The following is an 18,577-nucleotide window of genomic DNA, read 5'->3' as shown; positions in this document are numbered from 1 at the left end:
ACAATTGCTTCTTTAATTTATTAAATCAACATACAAGTTTTCTGGGACAGACTGATGGAGCTTCCATATTACATTCATAGGTTTGTCCCCATTGCTTGATACGTAATCTACTTTACCTAGATAAATAAAAGGTAAGGTGATATCATGCATTTCGTTAAATTTACGTACGAATAGATGTATTTTATATTCTCTTTGTCTATGGTTAATAAAATTCTGACCTACAGTAGAAGCATGTGATGTTTGATTTTGACTTTGCCAATGAAAATGATGGGGATCTATAAAGTAATCTTTATATAACAAATGGTCCTCAACTTTTTTAGATTTATTTAATGTAATAAAAATTAAGTAGTTATTGTTAACTCTCCTTACACCTTCTCGCCACGTTCCCTCTTGATCAGTTGATTGAAATAAATGTATGAGTTCATTTCTAGTATATGTTTGATACAAGGTGAGTTGTAGTTCACTAGATAAAAGTGCTTCTAAATTATTCATGCGTCTAAATTCGGTTAAACCATACTGGATACGCTCCTTAATATAAGGACCAAACCGAGGATGGCATAAACGTTCAAAAATATTTAATTGTAGTATGAGCGTATTTTCCTCCACTGTACCAAAACTCCATTGTTGTTTCTTATGTGGTGTGGATAAACGCTCCATAGATCGTTTAATCAAGTTGTCGTGTATATTAGTATTTTTGATTTTTAAATGAAATGTATCTTCTAAAGACTTTTTAACATCCTCTACAGTGATTCTCTGTATATTAAATCCACATTGTAACAATAATAAATCATAGGGCCACTTAATCGGAAACTGTTGCTCTAACCAGGATACCATTCTTAAAACTAACGAATCATTTAATACTTCTTTATCTAAAGAATGAAGGTCATCCATTTTTCTTTTTGTTTCGACCCAAGACTTATATTTTTTTATAAAAAAGGTAAGACCTGGAGCTTGATCTGAATAAAGAAAATCAAGTAGCTCTGGAGAACGCCCAATATCTCGTTTAAATTGATAATATAATGTTTTTAGCATGGCAGCTGAATTTAATTTAATACTATCAATTTTGTGTAAAATCTCTTTCTTCGTTACAGATGCAAGATCTACATAAGATCCACCTGGTAAGTCTGCAAACTCATGGGTAACCGCAACTCGTAATGAATCTTTATCAAAGGATTTTTGGCTAGTTTGTCCGGAAAGGGCTAGCGGTATAACAAACGATTTTTGATAGTTTCCTATAAAATCAAGTACCGTTACAAACTCTTTATCATCAGTCTTTCTTAATCCTCTTCCTAACTGTTGAATAAATATGGTTGGTGATTCAGTCGGTCTCAAAAAAAGCAGTAAGTTTAATTTTGGTATATCAATGCCTTCATTAAAAATATCTACTGTAAAAATCAGTTCTAAACTATGATGCGGATCTTCAAGTTCTCTAATCACTTTCTGACGTTGTGCTGAGGAATCTTGCCCTGTTAAATAAGTTGTATGGAATCCTAATTGATTAAATTCTTGGCTCATATATTGGGCATGTTCAACGTTAGTACAGAAGCCCAATCCACACATTCTTTCTCCGTCGAAACCGTACATATTTATCATCTTTATTACATAATCGACCCGCTCATGATTTTTCAAATGATTAACCAATGAACGTTCATCGTAGACCCCGTTTGTTATTTTCACTTTATCGTAATCAACAGTATGGTCCGGAATACCAAAATAATGAAATGGGGCAAGCAATTCAGCTTCTAACGCATCTCGAAGGCGGATTTCATAGACAACATTATGATTGCAGATTTCAAGTACATCTTTACCGTCTAAACGTTCTGGAGTTGCAGTTAAACCTAATAAGAATCCAGGTTTAAAGTAATTCAACACTGATTGATAGGTAGAGGCTTCTGCATGATGAAATTCATCAATGGCAATGTAATCAAATTCATCTGGTGCAAACCGTTTTAATGTTTCTTCTTTATACAAGGTTTGAACTGTGCTAAATAAAAACCTTTTATTCCATTCTTTTTTCGATCCAGTTAACAATCCAAAGTTATCATGGTCATTTGTGACTTTTTCAAATGTTTCAATGGCTTTAGTTAGTAACTCCTCACGATGAGCAATAAAAAGATATTTTTTTGGTTGATATTCGGAAAAATCAAATGCTGCAAGATATGTTTTCCCTGTACCAGTTGCAGCGATAATAACAGCCCTTTCCTCACCTTGTTCTCTCGTTTTCTTGAGGTTTTTAAGCGCTATTTCTTGCATGGCATTAGGTTGTATTTTTGTTTGGTAAAGAGAGTTTTGAGAGACGAGAGACGCGCTCATTTTGTGATTAGCTGCTTGAAATTCTTCATAAGCTTTTAAGAACTGGTCATCGACCGGTTGTGTTTTTTCGACCCATACTTTATTAAAGACATCTTTTGTTTGTTGAAAAATTGGAAGATATTTTGTATCTGGTATTCTTGCATTTAGCTCATACCCAGTGGTCAGAGCGGATTGCGAGAGATTTGATGATCCAATAATGACACTATGTTGCCCTGAAAGACGTTCAAATAAGTAAGCTTTTGTATGAAACGATTGACTGTAATCATTTACAATTCTCAAGTCGACATTTTGAAATTTCATGAGCTGTTTAAGGGCTTTAGGTTCAGTAATTCCCATATATGTTGATGTGATAATACGTACTGGCACATTACGCTTATTAAGCTCTTGTAATGGTGGAATAAGAAGTTGGACGCCAGACCATCTTGTAAAACTGACCATAAAATCCACACGATCAGCAGTTAACATTTCATTCTTTAATGCTTTAAAAAAATTATCATCCGCTCTATAGTTTCCGAGTAGATTCAACCGTGATAGCGAAAAGTGCTCTGACACAGGAAGATCCAGGTCACCTACATGATAAAGAACTGAAGAAAGTGGTATTGCAAAGGTAGTATCATTACCAAGATCAGAAGATATTTTTTGGGTTAATTCAACCGCCTGATTATATTGTCCGTGATGAACAAGCGTTTTGATTTTTTCGCCAAATTGTTTTGCTATATGTAAAGTTAAAATTTCTGTATATTCTTTCGGTAAAACAGGCTGAAAATGATGTTCTACTGGATAAAGCTTGTGCTTTTCTTGCAATTCTTCATGAAAACCACTGTTTTTTTTCATTTTTCTCTCTCCATATTTAGATAGATATCCTAATTTTATCATTATTATTGACTATAGGTAACAGATATTTGTAAATGGCATCGCGAATCAAATGAGGACGATTGTACCCGATCTTAAAGTCCTGTGTAAGCAGGATTTTATTCGCAAGAAAGTCGAATGAAAAGGATAATAGATAAATATACTTATTTATATTCTGTGTAAGACAAATCCTTTTGCCTATTTATCCAATATGACCCATCATGTAATATGAAAATAGTCTGTATTGTAAAGAATTGACACAGTTTGATAGAAACACGAGGTGTTACGGCATGCATAGTGAAATGTTGTTACATTCGGTAAAAGCCGACTTACATGAAAAACAGGAACAGATCCATCAGTTAAAACGAGTGCTGCACGAAATCAGGCAAATCAAACACGAATTCTCCGAGGCCCAGCATCTCATTCACCGGCCTCATCTTAACCGGGAGGCATGGAGAGGAACACATGCTCAGCGGTTTGAAGATATTCGTGAAGGAATGAACAAAGCATATCAGCAAATCAAAAGCGATCAAGTCAGCGGAATCATCGAAAGCATTCAAGGCAAAATCCACTCATTAGAGAGCGATGTGTATTCCATAAGACGCCAAATTACGAGGATAGAGCATGAAATAGAGAAGGAAAAACATAAAAAGTGAGGTGAGCACAAATGGCACAGGAAATTAAAATGGTGTATGGCACAGTGAAGCAAGGGCTTTCTCAGCTCAAGAATTCAGCTGAACTCAAGTCCTCCTTGCCCGGCCATCTCTCAGGCAGAAACCATTTGAATGTTGTGAAGTCCATCGAGCAATTAAATAAGGACATCAAAGAGCTCACTGAAGCATATGCGTCTGTTCTGGCCAAGCATATCGCACAAACGGAAAGCGCGGTAAACGCCATGAAGGAAACGGACGAAAACATATCATCTTCCATGAAATAAAGCCGGGAGGACAAGGGATTGAAAACATTAGATGTCCACGCTCTTCACGAGGGCATTCAGCATACGATTGAGAAACTGGACAAGCAAAAACAACAGCTGGAGAAGCTGGAAAAAAGCGTTGAGCATCTGGCAGGCATGAAGGATGCGCTGAAAGGAAAAGGCGGAGATGCCATCCGGACCTTTTACGAGGAGTGCCACAAGCCTTTTCTCCTTTTCTTTGGCATGTTTATCGACGAATACAAAAAAGTGCTGAAACAAACACAGCATGCGATTTCCTCTGTAGAATCTGACTCCCACGGCATGATCGCAGAGGCTTTTCTCTCACACGATGCAAGACATGGGGTCAAGCATGCACGAGAAGTGACAGAGCAGCTCACTGACGCAGTCAATCGCCAGACATCAGCCATCGGCCACATCGTCAGCTTACCGGCAGTCAATGATACCTTTTTCCGAATGGAAACAGAACAGGCTGAGCGACTGATTTCAGACACCCTGAATAAGCTCTTTCAATTTGACGGCCAGCAAACCCAAGCACTAGAAACCGCAAAATCAGATTTTCAAACGATGAAAAAATATATAGACCAGCTCGAAACCATGTACACCGGTCCGAAAATTGAAATCACAGGCTACAAAAGCGGCTCCATCTTGAAATCGCAGGAGGAAGAAAACATCAACCAAACTTTCGGCGCCATTAACCCGCAAATGAAGCAGCAGGCGGATGATTCTCCGATGGAGATGATGTTGAAGAAATTAGCCGAGAATGAAAAGTCTAAAGTGGATTCAGTTGTCAAAACGGGTGATTCTAAAAAGGTAAGTAAAAATATCATCGTTATCAATGGTAAAGTGTATAATACGAGTGAACATAGAGAACATATAAAAACTGATTTCTCAAATGCAGAGGTTAAGCAAGTCGTTTATAATGATACACTTTACAATGTATACATATCTGGTAATGACATGAAGCTTGAACCTGTCGTCTCGCTTTCGGACATTAAAGTGGATGAGAATGGATATGTGAAAATTTTAGAGACAGCTGTAGAACTTACCGGCGTGTATGATCTTTTTAAGGCAGCCACGGGCAGAGATCCGGTATCAGGCGAAAAAGTCACAGGGAAAGACCGTGTTGTTGCCTCCATAAACTCAGTACCATTTGCCAAAATAGCTAAGTTAGAAAAGTTAATAGATATTAATAAACTTATTAATGATGGGAAAAAGGCTAAGAAGGCTGCGGAAGTTAAAAACGTTGCTAAGGATACGGGTAATGGTGTACCTTCTTATGGAAAGAAGTCAGTACCTAAAGGACCTTACAGAGAAGTACATGGATTCCCAGTTAAAGTAAAGCCAGGTGCTCAAGAGAAACATATTCCTAATACGCCAAATTACAAACAAGAAATAGCAAATGGTAAAAACAAGAGTATTTTCTATGGTGATAATAAAACAGCACAGGAATTGCTTGATAAGTTTGCAGGAAAAGGTCAACTACTACCAAACGGTAAAAAAGAAAGAGTAGACTTTGGTAAACCAATTGGAAAATACTATGATCGTGATACTGGTGAATACATTGAAACTACTAGAGGAATGATTCATTACGGAAAAGACGGAGCGCATATAGTGCCTTCAGAACCATTAAAGAAGTAATAAGAGGAGGATATACATGGAATATGATCCTTTAATAAAAGCGTTAAAAGAGTATAAAGATAGTGACTTGATAATAGAGTGGGATAGTGGATTAAAGATTATTGGTGAACCAGACACACTCTTTGAAACAGACAATGGGTTGGATGACGATGATGTGAATTTTATCGAATATTATGCAGTTACATTTCAAGTAAATGATATTTTAGCTCATCCTACTAGTGAAGAAAGTAGTTTATATAATTGGTTAATACAAAAGAAAGGTTCATTAGTTGAAATTTCACTTTATGATGATCCGCCAAGTGCAGTTTTTTTAACTGACGGAGAAAGTATATGGAAAAGGGATAGTCAAAAATAAAACATATACCTTGATGAGCTAAATAGCCTTTCAAGGTTTTTTACTTTTATATTAAGTCAGCTGATATATTTGATAGTATTTTCGGAAAAATAAAACAAAATATACAAAATGGCTTCCCTCTATAACAAAACAGTCCTCAATAAGTATTCCCTTTAGTCAACACCAAAAATGAAAGCGTTGACATCCCGCAAATCTAGTGCTAAAGTATACCTACAAACAAATACAGCGACCCGTCAGGATTGTTACTGTGAAAGCAGGCAAAACCTAAATGGTGCAGGTGCAGGAGGAGACTCTCGCAATCTGTGTCATTTAGGTTTTTTTTATTCTCTTTTAGGAGGTGATGCAGCATTTGATAGAAAAAAAGCTGGTGAAAGGCGGCCACCTTTCTTCCAGCAGTCCCCCCATAAAAAGGAGGTATACACATGGATTATGATAAATTATCGAAGGACATATTACAACTCGTAGGCGGTGAAGACAACGTTCAGCGCGTGATCCACTGCATGACGAGGCTGCGTTTTAATCTTCATGACAATTCGAAGGCGGATCGCAGTCAGTTGGAGCAGCTGCCTGGAGTGATGGGCACCAATATCAGCGGCGAGCAGTTTCAAATCATTATCGGAAACGATGTGCCGAAGGTGTATCAGGCGATTGTGCGGCACAGCAATCTCAGTGATGAAAAGAGCGCTGGTTCATCCTCTCAGAAAAAGAATGTGCTGAGTGCGGTCTTTGATGTGATTTCTGGTGTGTTTACCCCGATTCTGCCTGCGATTGCGGGAGCGGGGATGATCAAAGGGCTTGTTGCGCTGGCAGTTACGTTTGGCTGGATGGCGGAGAAGAGCCAGGTTCATGTCATTTTGACGGCTGTCGGTGACGGCGCGTTCTACTTCCTGCCGCTCCTGCTAGCGATGAGTGCGGCGAGAAAATTCGGAAGCAATCCGTACGTAGCGGCAGCCATTGCGGCGGCGATTCTGCATCCGGATTTGACAGCCCTGCTCGGTGCGGGGAAACCGATTTCCTTTATCGGGCTTCCTGTAACCGCTGCCACTTATTCGTCAACGGTCATCCCAATTTTGCTGGCGATTTGGATTGCTTCGTACGTAGAAAAATGGATTGACCGTTTTACACACGCATCTCTCAAATTGATTGTGGTTCCGACGTTGACATTATTGATTGTCGTGCCGCTGACATTGATTACAGTCGGTCCGCTTGGTGCTATTTTAGGAGAATACTTGTCTTCTGGGGTCAATTATTTGTTTGATCATGCAGGGCTTGTGGCGATGATTTTGCTGGCGGGTACATTCTCTTTAATCATTATGACGGGCATGCACTATGCCTTTGTGCCGATCATGATCAACAACATCGCTCAAAACGGCCACGATTATTTACTGCCGGCTATGTTTTTGGCGAATATGGGGCAGGCGGGAGCATCATTTGCCGTCTTCCTTCGCTCCAGAAACAAAAAATTTAAATCACTCGCGCTTACCACAAGCATCACGGCGCTGATGGGGATCACAGAACCTGCGATGTACGGCGTGAATATGCGATTGAAAAAGCCGTTTGCGGCCGCTTTGATTGGCGGTGCAGCCGGTGGCGCGTTTTACGGCATGACGGGTGTTGCTTCCTATATCGTCGGGGGGAATGCAGGTCTGCCGAGCATCCCTGTCTTTATCGGCCCAACGTTTATTTACGCGATGATCGGCCTTGTGATTGCGTTTGCGGCGGGAACAGCAGCTGCGTATTTGCTTGGATTCGAGGATGTGCCTTCTGACGGCAGCCAGCAGCCGGGCAGCAGAGAGATCATTCACAGCCCGATTAAGGGAGAAGTGAAAGCATTAAGCGAAGTCAAAGACGGAGTGTTTTCTGCCGGGATCATGGGAAAAGGATTTGCCATTGAGCCTGAAGAAGGAGAAGTTGTTTCGCCTGTTCGTGGAAGCGTTACCACCGTTTTTAAAACAAAACACGCAATTGGCATTACGAGTGATCAGGGAGCTGAAATACTCATACACATTGGATTGGACACAGTGAAGCTGGAGGGGCAATGGTTCACGGCTCACGTCAAAGAAGGCGACAAGGTCGCACCGGGAGATCCGCTCGTGTCCTTTGATCTGGAGCAAATCAAAGCCGCGGGATATGACGTCATTACCCCGGTGATCGTGACCAACACAGACCAATATTCATTTTCGCCGGTAAAAGAGATCGGTAAAGTGCAGACAAAAGAAGCGCTGCTTGCTTTATCTTGAAAAAACTAATGGGGTGATCAATATGAGTTCAAACGCAAAACGATTTCCAGAAGGATTTTTATGGGGCGGCGCAGTTGCTGCCAACCAAGTGGAGGGTGCTTATAACGAGGGTGGTAAGGGGCTTTCGACAGCTGACGTATCGCCGAACGGGATCATGTCTCCATTTGATGAATCAATGACTTCCTTGAATCTGTATCACAACGGGATTGACTTTTATCATTGTTATAAAGAGGATATCGCCTTATTTGCAGAAATGGGATTTAAGGCGTTCCGCACATCGATTGCGTGGACGAGAATTTTTCCGAATGGCGATGAAGAGAAGCCTAATGAAGAAGGCCTCAGCTTTTATGATGATCTGTTTGATGAGCTGTTAAAGCATCATATTGAGCCTGTCGTAACCATCTCTCATTATGAAATGCCGCTCGGTTTAGTGAAAAATTATGGCGGCTGGAAGAATCGTAAAGTCATAGAGTTTTATGAACGCTATGCCAAAACGGTTTTCAAACGCTATCAACACAAAGTGAAGTATTGGATGACGTTTAATGAAATTAACGTGGTGCTCCATGCGCCATTTACCGGGGGCGGTCTTGTTTTTGAAGAAGGAGAAAACAAATTAAACGCGATGTACCAGGCGGCACACCACCAATTTGTGGCCAGTGCTCTTGCTGTCAAAGCGGGTCACGACATCATTCCTGATTCGAAAATCGGCTGTATGATAGCGGCAACGACAACCTATCCGATGACTTCTAAGCCGGAGGATGTCTTCGCGGCAATGGAGAATGAGCGCAAAACACTTTTCTTCTCAGATGTTCAGGCAAGAGGCGCATACCCGGGATATATGAAACGCTATCTGGCAGAAAACAATATTGAAATTGAAATGGCTGAAGGCGATGAAGAGCTCTTGAAAGAACATACGGTGGATTATATTGGATTTAGCTACTACATGTCGATGGCGGCAAGCACAGATCCGGAAGAGCTTGCAAAATCAGGGGGCAACCTGCTGGGCGGAGTCAAAAACCCTTACCTCAAATCATCAGAATGGGGCTGGCAGATTGATCCGAAAGGCTTGCGCATCACGCTCAACACCTTATACGACCGTTACCAGAAGCCGCTGTTCATCGTTGAAAACGGCCTTGGCGCTGTAGACAAGGTTGAAGAGGACGGCACGATTCAGGACGATTACAGAATCAACTATCTGCGTGATCATTTAATTGAAGCGCGCGAAGCCATTGCGGACGGCGTTGAATTAATCGGATACACATCATGGGGGCCAATTGACCTTGTCAGCGCATCTACTGCGGAAATGAAAAAACGCTACGGCTTCATTTATGTGGACCGGGACAATGAAGGAAATGGAACATTTAATCGTATCAAGAAAAAAAGCTTCAACTGGTATAAGCAGGTCATCGCCACAAACGGAGAGAGTATCTGACAAATTTTTGAAAACTCATACGCTTCAATTGACAATAACAAAATGCAGGCGGACAATAAAAGAGAAAGATGAACCACCCACAGTCCGAAAGGCGGGAAGAGCATGTTTAACAAAATGTTAGTAGCGATTGACGGATCAGACATGAGTGCAAAAGCGCTTGATGCCGCAGTGCATTTGGCAAAAGAGCAACAAGCGGAACTAAGCATTCTTCATGTGGGGAGAGAAGCCGTCGTCACGACTTCTTCTCTGACGGGAATTGTCTATGTGCCTGAACACTTTATTGATGAAATCAGGAACGAGGTTAAAAAAGAGGGCCTGAAAATCCTTGAGAATGCAAAAGAAAAAGCAGCCGAAAAAGGCGTTCAAGCTGAAACCATTTACGCGAATGGCGAGCCGGCGTATGAGATACTAAATCACGCAAAAGAGAAAGGCGTCAGCCTGATTGTAGTTGGCAGCCGGGGGATCAGCGGTCTGAAAGAAATGATGCTTGGAAGCGTCAGCCATAAAGTGTCTCAATTATCAACATGCCCGGTTTTGATTGTTCGATAGATTTGTAAAAAAAGCGCCCTTGGGCGCTTTTTTTTATTTAGAATAGAAGTGTTATAATATCTACATGTAAAAAAGAGGAATTCTATGTGTAGATTTCTGAATTCACAAAAAACAGTTTATGCTATGCAGTATTGGAGGTAGAATACGTTTGATGCAACAGGATCTTTCCATATCGTCAAAACAAAAATCAACAGCCGTAATCAAAATGGTCATCTCTATGGTGATTTTCGGCTCCATCGGCTTTTTCTCAGAGCATACCAATCTGCCGTCATTTGAATTGGTCTTTGTCCGCTGCCTTTGCGCGACGCTGTTTTTAGGCCTTTGCTGGCTGGCGTCCGGCCAGTATAAAACTGAAAAATGGAGCAAGAGAGACGTGCTGCAAACATTGGCGTGCGGTTTCTTTCTTGTATTCAACTGGGTGTTTTTATTTAAGTCTTTTGAAGAAACGTCCGTTACAATTGCCATCTCCGTTTATCATCTAGCGCCGGTGCTTGTTCTTCTTCTGGGGAGCTTCTTCTACAGAGAGAAATTAAATGTGATCTCCGTCAGCTCCATTATCATCTGCTTTCTGGGAACTGCGCTGATTTCCGGGATTAACGGCAGCACTTCATTGACACAGGTGATGGGATCAGGGATCATATGGGCAGTTCTCGCCGCACTGTTTTATGCGTTCACCACTTTATTGGGAAAAGGCATTCACAATCTCAGTCCTTACACGACCACCTTCTTGCAGACGGGTTTAGGGGTTATCATCCTGATTCCGTTTATTCACTTTGGCGCTTTTGCTGACCTATCTCAGGGAAACTGGATTATGGTGGTATCTACCGGCATCATCCATACGGGTATTGTATATTTGTTGTTTTTTGACAGTTTGCGATTTTTATCAACGAAATTTATTTCAATCATTGTATTTCTCGACCCCGCTGTCGCGATCGTGCTCGATACCGTCTTCACAGGCTTCCGCCCTGACCTCTATCAAACGCTTGGCATCGTGCTGATCTTTGCGGGCATGGCCTTGACGCTTGTCAGGAGGCAGGGGAAGGCGAATGTGGCAGCTGAGGGTACGGATATTGAACAAATGCAATAATGGAAAATGTAAAAAGGCCTATGCGGCCTTTTTTTGTTTTAGGTCAATTGACTCTCGCTAATCCTTAAAATAAGATAAATTTTCTAGAAAAATATTGTAATAATATTTCAGTCTAGTTAAGATTATTGAGTAAATATTACTTTTATTACAAAAGGAGAGAGAAAATGAAAAAAAGAAAGAGGCGAAACTTTAAAAGGTTCATAGCAGCATTTTTAGTGTTGGCTTTAATCATTTCATTAGTGCCAGCAGATGTACTGGCAAAAACCACAGAAGAAGAGAATGGAAATCGTATTGCTGCCGATGATCCAGAAGAAACTCTTCAGAAAGAACAAACTGAGGAAGCTGTACCTTTTGATCCAAAAGATATAAACAAAGAGGGTGAGATCACCTCTGAAAGAACAGAAAATACAAAACTCTATTATGAAGGTGACGGTGTCTATAAACAGGAAGTATATCTTGATCCTATTCATACAAAGGAAACACCTGATGCCGACTGGGAAGACATTTCTCCTGAGTTAAAAGAGTCGACAAGCAAACAAGTCGAGACAGAGAACGCTATTTTGAATTCAGATTTTCAAAAGCAAATGAAGAACGGGCTTTATGCGACTTTTGAGCATAATGACCATAAGGTTACATATTCACTTGTAGAAGCGAAAGGCCCGAATAAAACTTCACTTACTCCGAAAGATACCTCAGCAGATTATAAGACTGACAGTAATGAGATTGTGTATCCGGATGTGTTTCCGAATATTGATCTTCAGACTTTCACATTCAATGAAAACATAAAAGAAGATTTAGTCCTTCATCAGTATAATGGATACAACACATTTACATTTCAGTTAAAAACCGATTTGCAGGCTAAAGAGCAAGAGGATGGATCCATTGATTTTTCTGATGAAAAAGGAAAAGTTGTTTTTTCTGTGCCTAAGCCTTTTATGACGGATTCAAAACTAGATGAGCTTTCCGGCGAGGTTGAACGGTCAGACAAAGTCAGCTATAAGCTGGAAAAGAATGAAGAAGGGTATTTGCTTCATCTTACGGCAGACGAGAACTGGCTGAAAGACCCAGAACGCGTATATCCAGTATCTATCGACCCGTCAACTTCTTTATCTGTTTCATCGGACACGTTTGTCATGAGTGCCTACCCGACGACGAACTATTCGGCCTCCTCACAAAAATGGGATGCTAATTTAAAGGCCTATGTACTGAAAACGGGCTATTATGACAAAACAACAGGCACAAACTATGCGTTCATGAAATTTAACAACCTAAAGCCAATTCAAAATATGACTGTCACTAAAGCTACATTAAAAACATACGTAGCCCATTCCTATTATGGAACAAAGGCAACCGGTCTTTGGCTGGATACGGTAAACAGCAATTATGATAATGCAAAAGTGACATGGAACACCAAACCGGCATCTAAAAATATCGGAAAAGCCGACGTCCATAAAGGACAATGGGCGAGTTATGACGTGACTGCTGCTGTAAAGTCATGGAACTCTGGCGGGGCCAACTATGGATTTAAGCTTCATACAAACGGAAACGGCAAGGAGTATTGGAAAAAACTAATTTCTTCAGCGAACTCCGCCAATAAACCGTATATTGAAGTGACGTATACCATACCAAAGGGAAACACCCCTACAATTAAAGCTTATCACAACGGCGATTCCACAGGTTATTTCGATATCAGCTGGAAAAAGGTTGAAGGCGCAAAAGGATATAAGGTATGGATCTACAATGGTAAGGAATATCAAGCGATTTCTGCAGGCAACGTCACGTCGTGGAGCACAAAAGGGAAAAAAATCTGGCCTACGAGCGCAGAAATTGCCTCCAAGAGATATAAACTGCATCTGGACGGCAAGGGTGGAGCTGAATTGGCATTAGATCCATCCCCGGTCTATAAGAATTCCGGCGGAAGCTATGCTACAAGCAAAAACTACTGGATTGGCGTCAGTGCAGTATTTGACCAAGGTGAAGGAGCGATGTCCGCACCGGCAAAGCCCGTTATCCCTAATGTAGGAAAAGCACAAGCACCATCAGCAAAGGGCTACAATAATGGGAATGCCACAGGTTATTTCGATCTTTCTTGGAAAGCTGTATCTGGTGCAACCGGCTATAAGATTCAGGTGTTCAATGGGAAAGGCTTTGAGACACTTGATCTGGGAAATCAGACGTCTTGGACCACCAAAGGGAAAAAGATTTGGCCGACAAGTGCTGAAATTAAGGCTGGGAAATATGCTCTTCATCTGAAAGACGGCAATGGTGCAGAGCTGCCGATCAATCCCGGCCCAACTTATAAAAACGCCGGGGGAGATGGAGCCAAAAGAAATTACTCGTTTAAAATTATCGCATACAACAAAGACGGCGAATCCATTGCATCACCGGCTGCTAACCCGGCACTTCCTGATATCGCTAAGCCAAAGAATTTAACTGGCTATTTGTATACAAATACAAAATCGAGTCAAACGGGCTATGTGAATTTGATATGGGAAAAGGTTCAAAATGCGAAAGGCTATAAAGTTAACATTTACAACGGTAAAGAATATCAATCCTTTGATGTGGGTGACGCGGATCATTGGACAACCCAAAATAAAAACATCTGGCCGACTTCTGAGGAAATCAAAGCTGGAAGCTATAAGCTTCATACAGATGGAAAAGGCGGGGAATTAGCCCTCGATCCATCACCTGTCTATAACAATGCAAATGGGAATTACAAAGGGAAGAAGAATTATTCTTTCACGCTTGTCGCTTATGATGCGAATGGTGAAACAATTCCAACGGCGCCCTTTAACCCAACGTTCCATGAAGGAGCAGAATTCCTTGGGACAGAAGAATACTGGTCTATCATTGATATCCCAAGCGGCCAGTTAAATGGTGCGACAGGCAATGTCATTGTGAATGAAGAAGATTTGTCAATTGACGGACGCGGTCCGGGACTTGGCTTATCGAGAACCTACAACAGTCTTGACAGCTCTGATCACTTATTTGGACAAGGCTGGTATGCTGATGCAGAAACATCTGTCATCTCAACGGATGGCGGGGCAATGTATATCGATGAAGACGCTACGACACATCGATTCACGAAAAAAGCCGATGGCACGTTTCAGCCGCCGACCGGTGTATATCTTGAATTAACAGAAACTGCTGATCAGTTCATATTAAAAACAAAAGATCAAACCAATGCTTATTTCAATAAAAAAGGCGGCAAACTCCAAAAGGTAGTGGATGGCCATAACAATGCAACTGTCTATACTTACAATGACAAAAATCAACTGACCGCCATTACAGATGCATCAGGCCGCAAGCTTACATTTACCTATGATGAAAACGGCCATGTGACGTCCATCACAGGACCTAAAAATAAGAAAGTCACCTACTCATATGAGAATGATTTGCTGAAGAAGGTTACAGATACAGACGGGATTGTCACAAGCTATGACTACGATAGTGAAGGGCGCCTTGTCAAACAGTATTCAGCCAACAGTACCGAAGCAAAGCCTGTCTTTACCGAATATCAGTATAGCGGACACCGTCTCGAAAAAGCGATCAACGCTAAAAAAGAAACATATGTCTACAGCTATGATGCTGATAAAAAGACACTTCTCATGACACAGCCAAATGGCCGGAAGGTACAGTATGGCTATAATGAGGCGGGAAATCCGATTCAGGTCATTGATGATGCTGAAGGGCTAAAAATTACAACGAATACAAAATATGAAGGCAACAATGTCGTAGAAGATGTCGATCCAAACGACGTCGGCACCGGAAAAGCAACGGAAAGCTATCAATATGACAAAGATGGCAACGTTACGTCGGTTAAAGACGCATATGGAACTGAGACATACGAATATAACAAAAACAACGATGTCACAAAAATGAAGGATACCGAGGGCAATGTCACGGATATTGCTTATGACGGACTGGATGCTGTATCCGAAACCGATCAGAGTGGAAAATCATCGTCAGCAGCCGTTTATGATAAATACGGAAATCAGATTCAATCCAGCAAAGATTTATCAGCTTCAACTAATATTTTGAAAGATGGAAGCTTTGAAGCACAAAAATCCGGCTGGAATCTGACTGCTTCTAAAGACAGCGGCAAAATCTCAATTATCACCGATAAAAGCGGGGTTCTTTCCGGATCAAAGGCATTGGAAGTCTTGAGCCAATCAACTTCTGCCGGAACAGATCATGGGTATTCGTCAGCAACACAAACAGTTGAGCTGGAGCCGAATACAACCTATACATTAAGCGGGAAAATCAAAACAGATCTAGTGAAATCAAGAGCCTACTTTAACATTGATTTGCGAGACAAAGATCAAAAACGAATTCAGTGGATTCACAATGAATACAGTGCATTAGCCGGAAAAAATGACTGGACAAAACGGCAAATCACTTTTACGACTCCAGCGAATGCAGGAAAAGCTGTTGTGTATATGGAAGTCGATCATAAAGATAAAGATGGTAAAGGAAAAGCAAGGTTCGATGAAGTCCAGCTGGAAAAAGGCGAAGTATCATCGAGCTATAACCCAGTTCAAAACAGTAGCTTCACATCAGCAACGGAAAACTGGAATGTAAGCGGGGCATCCGTTGATTTTGAAGAAGGCTTTAATGATGAAGTATCATTAAAAGTTGCCCGGACCAGTGCGTCCCAAGCCGGATCAGTATCAAAACAAACCGTTGTCTTAGGGCAAAGCGCAAATGACAAACCGGTTTATCTCACACTGACAGGCATGTCGAAAGCAAGCAGTGTCAAGTTCACAGATGAAAAAGACTATTCTCTGCAGGCTAATGTCACTTACGCGGACGGCAGCACAGGCGTATACAATGCGAAATTCCCTTCTGGAACACAGGAATGGAACCGCGCAGCTGTTGTTATACCAAAAACAAAGCCGATCAATAAAGTCGATATCAGCATACTGTTCCAAAAGAGCGCAACAGGAACCGCGTGGTTTGATGATATCCGTTTGATTGAAGGAAGCCTTCTGACAAAAAGCACGTATGACAGTAATGGTAACTATGTGACCAAGGAAGAAGATGAACTAGGATACTCTACTTCAACTGATTACGATGAAACTGGTAAGAAAACGTCTGAAACGGATGCAAAAGGTGAAAAAACATCCTATACGTATGATCAGGCAGACCAACTGACAAACATGACGCTCTCCAACGGCACTTCTATCCTTCACAGCTATGATAAGGAAGGCAATGAGGTAAGCAAAACCATCCGGGCGGGAGCAGATCAAACCTATAAATACGAATATGATGTGATGGGCAAGCTTGTCAAAACAACTGACCCTCTGGGCAATGTGCTAGCAAGCGAATATGATGCCAACAGCAATCTGACCAAAACCATTTCACCGAATGGCAACGAAGTATCTCTTTCTTATGATGGAACAGACCGGGTGAAATCAAAGTCGTATAACGGTACAGAAAAGTACAATTTCACGTATGACAAAAATGGAAATGAAACGTCGGTCGTTAATAAAGAGCAGAACACCACAAAGAAACGGACATTTGACAATAAAAATCGTTTAACCGAATTGACTGACCGCGGCGGCAGTCAAACTTGGACATACCCTAGTGACTCCGATAAGCTGAAAACCTTCTCGTGGACTCATGGGGACCAAAAAGGAACGAATCAATTTACGTATAACAAGCTGGATCAAATGATTGAGATGAAAGACAGTACATCTTCCTATTCATTTGATTATGATGAAAATGGCAACGTCCAAACCTTTATTACGGGCAACGGCGGTGGAACAAGTTTTTCATATGACGAAAGAAACCTTGTAAGCTCGCTGCATATCGGTGACAAAAACGGCGGAAACATTCTGACGGAAAGCTATGAATATGATGCCAACGGAAACCGTACCACTATAAACAGTTCAGCAAGTGGCAAGGTGCAATATGAGTATGGGAAGCTGAATCAGCTTGTCAAAGAAACCCATGAAGACGGTACTGTTATTGAATACACATATGATGGATTCGGGAACCGGAAAACCGTTACAACTGTAAAAGACGGCTCAAGCAAAACGGTGAACGCTTCCTTCAACATCATGAACCAGCTGACAAAAGTCAATGATGAAAGCATCTCTTACGATAAAAACGGCAACCGCACATCCGACGGCAAATTCACATATACGTGGGATGCAGAAGATAACCTGACCGCCGTTACCAAAAAAGGCGAAGACAAGCCATTCGCAACATATAAGTATGACGAAAAAGGAAACAGAATCCAAAAAACCGTCAACGGAAAAGTCACGAACTACTTCTACGACGGAGATAGCTTGAACGTCTTGTATGAAACAGACGCGGACAACAACGTCACAAAATCGTACACGTACGGGGACAGCGGCCAGCTGTTATCCTACACAGAAAATGGCAAGAAATATTTCTATCACTACAACGCACACGGCGACGTCATCGCGATCTCAGACAGCACTGGAAAAACCGTTGCCAAGTATCAATACGACGCATGGGGAAATCCAACAAAAACCGAAGCAAGCGACGAAGTAAAAGACAATCGCTACCGCTACGCAGGCTACCAATACGACGAAGAAACCGGCCTGTACTATCTCATGGCCCGCTACTACGAGCCAAGAAACGGCGTGTTCCTATCGCTCGACCCAGACCCGGGAAGTGACGGTGATTCATTGGATCAGAATGGGTATACTTATGCCAATAACAATCCGGTGATGAAGGTTGACCCGGATGGGCATTGGGTATGGCTTGTGGTAAATGCCGGATTTGCAGCCTATGATGGATATAAGGCATATAAATCAGGTAAAGGATGGAAAGGTGCTGCTTGGGCAGCTGCTTCTAATTTTGGTCCTGGGAAGATATTTAAGGGTGCTAGTCGCGCCTATAAGTTTACGAAGAAGGCAGTTAAAATCACAGGTCATACAAGACATGGACTTAATCAATCTATAGGAAGAAATGGAGGCCGTGGAGTCAATTTAAGGGCCAAACTGAATGCTGTGCGAAGCCCTAAAAAAGTAATAAAACAACCTAATGGGGCAACGAAATATGTTGGAAAAAAAGCTACAGTTGTTTTAAATAAAAGGGGTAAAGTAATCACAGCTTATGGAAGTTCAAGAGCTAAGGGTTCTAAACACGTATTCCATACACACGGAAAAGGAAATAAATCTAAGAGAAGGCGTTAATAAGG

10 protein-coding genes are annotated in these 18,577 nt (G+C 41.4%); 9 read left to right on the top strand and 1 reads right to left on the bottom strand.

Annotated features, from left to right (window positions below; genetic code table 11):
- Positions 1-12: 12 nt before the first annotated feature.
- On the bottom strand, positions 13-3,147 hold the full coding sequence (locus tag NX903_RS19350) for a DUF3427 domain-containing protein (RefSeq protein ID WP_144486795.1): 3,135 nt from the start codon (positions 3,145-3,147) through the stop codon (positions 13-15).
- A gap of 308 nt (positions 3,148-3,455) precedes the next feature.
- Between NX903_RS19350 and NX903_RS19345 the strand changes: the two genes are divergently transcribed.
- The 9 genes from NX903_RS19345 to wapA all read left to right on the top strand — a co-directional run bounded on the left by NX903_RS19345 (position 3,456) and on the right by wapA (position 18,572).
- Positions 3,456-3,821, top strand: a complete 366-nt coding sequence (locus NX903_RS19345) for a YwqH-like family protein (RefSeq protein ID WP_086344504.1) — start codon at positions 3,456-3,458, stop codon at positions 3,819-3,821.
- 11 nt (positions 3,822-3,832) lie between these two features.
- A complete protein-coding gene (locus tag NX903_RS19340; RefSeq protein WP_003218942.1) occupies positions 3,833-4,102 on the top strand; it encodes a YwqI/YxiC family protein in 270 nt (89 codons plus the stop codon).
- An 18-nt stretch (positions 4,103-4,120) separates the two neighbouring features.
- Positions 4,121-5,740, top strand: a complete 1,620-nt coding sequence (locus tag NX903_RS19335) for a T7SS effector LXG polymorphic toxin (protein WP_144486792.1) — start codon at positions 4,121-4,123, stop codon at positions 5,738-5,740.
- Positions 5,741-5,756: 16 nt separating this feature from the next.
- Positions 5,757-6,095, top strand: coding sequence for a hypothetical protein (locus NX903_RS19330; protein WP_015250873.1), 339 nt, complete (start codon positions 5,757-5,759; stop codon positions 6,093-6,095).
- A gap of 422 nt (positions 6,096-6,517) precedes the next feature.
- Complete coding sequence (gene bglP, locus NX903_RS19325) at positions 6,518-8,335, top strand: PTS beta-glucoside transporter subunit IIABC (RefSeq protein WP_144499887.1); 1,818 nt, start codon at positions 6,518-6,520, stop codon at positions 8,333-8,335.
- Between the two features lie 22 nt (positions 8,336-8,357).
- Positions 8,358-9,767 carry an aryl-phospho-beta-d-glucosidase gene (bglH, locus tag NX903_RS19320; protein WP_086344636.1) on the top strand — a complete coding sequence of 470 codons (1,410 nt, stop codon included), beginning with the start codon at positions 8,358-8,360 and terminating at the stop codon, positions 9,765-9,767.
- Between the two features lie 102 nt (positions 9,768-9,869).
- Positions 9,870-10,316 carry a universal stress protein gene (locus tag NX903_RS19315; RefSeq protein WP_015714985.1) on the top strand — a complete coding sequence of 149 codons (447 nt, stop codon included), beginning with the start codon at positions 9,870-9,872 and terminating at the stop codon, positions 10,314-10,316.
- 151 nt (positions 10,317-10,467) lie between these two features.
- A complete protein-coding gene (locus tag NX903_RS19310) occupies positions 10,468-11,403 on the top strand; it encodes a DMT family transporter (RefSeq protein WP_086344635.1) in 936 nt (311 codons plus the stop codon).
- 164 nt (positions 11,404-11,567) lie between these two features.
- Positions 11,568-18,572 (top strand): tRNA nuclease WapA, encoded by a 7,005-nt coding sequence (gene wapA / locus NX903_RS19305; protein ID WP_086344502.1) that lies wholly within the window; start codon positions 11,568-11,570, stop codon positions 18,570-18,572.
- The last annotated feature ends 5 nt before the right edge of the window (positions 18,573-18,577 follow it).

Source organism: Bacillus sp. FSL R5-0576 (assembly GCF_038004765.1).
In the GTDB taxonomy this organism is placed as follows: domain Bacteria; phylum Bacillota; class Bacilli; order Bacillales; family Bacillaceae; genus Bacillus; species Bacillus subtilis.
Note: the sequence above shows the minus strand (reverse complement) of the source record. Positions and strands in the feature narration are given on the sequence as shown.